This window comes from Streptomyces sp. A18 (assembly GCF_059026065.1).
In genome coordinates this window covers 1-1,180 of record NZ_JBWLKL010000123.1, presented here as the reverse complement: position 1 = coordinate 1,180, position 1,180 = coordinate 1, and the positions used below count along the sequence as shown (strand labels likewise).

Annotated in this window: 1 protein-coding gene; it reads right to left on the bottom strand. The window is 67.8% G+C overall.

The window, feature by feature from the left end; translation table 11 throughout:
* Positions 1–174: 174 nt before the first annotated feature.
* Positions 175–1,180 (bottom strand): DUF8017 domain-containing protein (locus AC5P1C_RS43745; RefSeq protein ID WP_493871585.1); only part of this gene is annotated, 1,006 nt, incomplete at its 5' end.

Sequence of the window (1,180 nt, the reverse complement as noted above, 5' to 3'; positions counted from 1 at the left end):
CGGCTGCTGGTACGGATTGGGATTCTGGTCCTGCGGGTTCTGCTCGCCCCCGGGCGGCTGCTGTCCTGGCCACATGGGCAGTAACCATAGAGGGGCCGGTGGCCTGATGTCATCGCTGCCCCCGCAGGAGGGTCGGCATATCAGGCCACAAGCCCCGTCGGCGTACGAAACGAATCAGGACTCCGTCGGGTCCCCGTGCAGACGCACCGTATTGAGGATCTTCATGATCGTCGCTTCGGGGATCTCGTCCTTGACGCCCTTCGCGCCGTAGAGACTCCAGGCGACGTACTCACCCTCGGAATTCTTGAAGCCGAAGGTGATCGCCTTGCCGTCCGAGGCGCACTTGCCGTTCTGCGGCGTGTTCGTCGAGTGGGCGCGCGCGATGCTCCCCTTGATGCCGGTCTTCGTGGTGAACGGCTTCGCCTTCTTGTCCATGGTGAGGCTCTTCTTGTCCGGCTGGGTGTACCCGCCGAAGACCCACCACGGCACCTGGTTGACCGCGACCTCGTCGGTGCTCTTCGCGCCGTTCGCGCCCTTGGTGCCGACGGCGCCGAGGGCGGTGTCGTCCTTCGTGCCGTCCTTGTCGTCGTCCGAGGAGCACCACTTGGACTTGTAGTACGCGGGTGCCGACATGCCGATGAGGGTGCTGCCGTCACCCTTCTTGGTGTCCTCGAAGCCGATGAAGGTGCCGGGGGTCTGCACCTCCCAGTCGGCCGGGACGTCGAACGCCGTGCCCCACTTGGGGTTCACCACGACCTGCCAGCCCTTGACCACCGGCTTCGGCCCCTTGTCCGTGCCGCGCTCGTCCTCGCCGCCACCCGTGCCCGGTTCCGAACCCGGCTTCTGGGGCGCGGACTTGGCGGGGGACTTCGACGGCTCGGCGTCCGCCTCGTGGTCCTTGTCGCCGCCGAGCACCAGGAAACCGGTGACACCAGCGGCCACGACGACCGCCGTCGCCGCGACGACGGCGATCAGCTTGGTCCTGTTGCCGCCGCTACCGCCCCCGCCCGGCTGCTGTGTCACGCCCACGGGCGCGGTCGGCGCGCTCCACTGGCCCTGCTGGTGGCCCGGCTGCCCCGGCCCCTGCTGCTGATAGGGATTGGGCTGCTGGTATCCCGGCTGCTGATACGGGTTCGGCTGCTGGTACCCCGGCTGCTGGTACGGATTGGGATTCTGGTCC